The sequence below is a fragment of the Micromonospora endophytica genome (assembly GCF_003236305.1).
Taxonomy (GTDB): Bacteria; Actinomycetota; Actinomycetes; order Mycobacteriales; family Micromonosporaceae; genus Micromonospora; species Micromonospora endophytica.
Genome location: NZ_POTX01000537.1, coordinates 1 through 433, shown reverse-complemented (window position 1 = coordinate 433; position 433 = coordinate 1). Strand labels below are relative to the sequence as shown.

The 433-nt window shown below is 68.8% G+C and carries 1 pseudogene; it reads right to left on the bottom strand.

Going from position 1 to position 433, the window contains the following annotated elements:
- Positions 1 to 412: pseudogene (locus C1I93_RS33440) on the bottom strand (hypothetical protein); the annotation flags it as partial.
- Positions 413 to 433 lie beyond the last annotated feature (21 nt).

Genomic DNA, 433 nt, shown 5'->3' with positions numbered 1-433 from the left:
CCAGATGCAGCGTGGCCGTCAGCTGGCCTTCAAGCGATTCGGCAAGCGCCCGCAACTCGTCCGCATCGCGGCAGCGCACGACGAGGCCGGTGGCGCCGAAGATCTCGTCGTGCAACGCCGGTTGCGCCTGGAAGCTCTTCGCATCGGTGATGTAGAAGCCGGCTTGCCCGCGGTTGGGTTCGTCGCTGTCTTGGCCGCGTGCAACGCAGCGCACGTTGGCCTCGGAGGCCAGCTTGTCGACGCCACGTGTGTAGGCGCTGTGGATGCCTGCGGTGAGCATCGGCTGCGCAGCCACGCCGCCCATGGCCGCAGCGGCGGCCGCCTCAAAGGCATCCAGCTCCGGCCCGTCGATGGCGAGCAGCAGGCCCGGGTTCGTACAGAACTGGCCCGCACCCATCGTCAGCGACGCCACGTACTGCTGACCCAGCGCAGC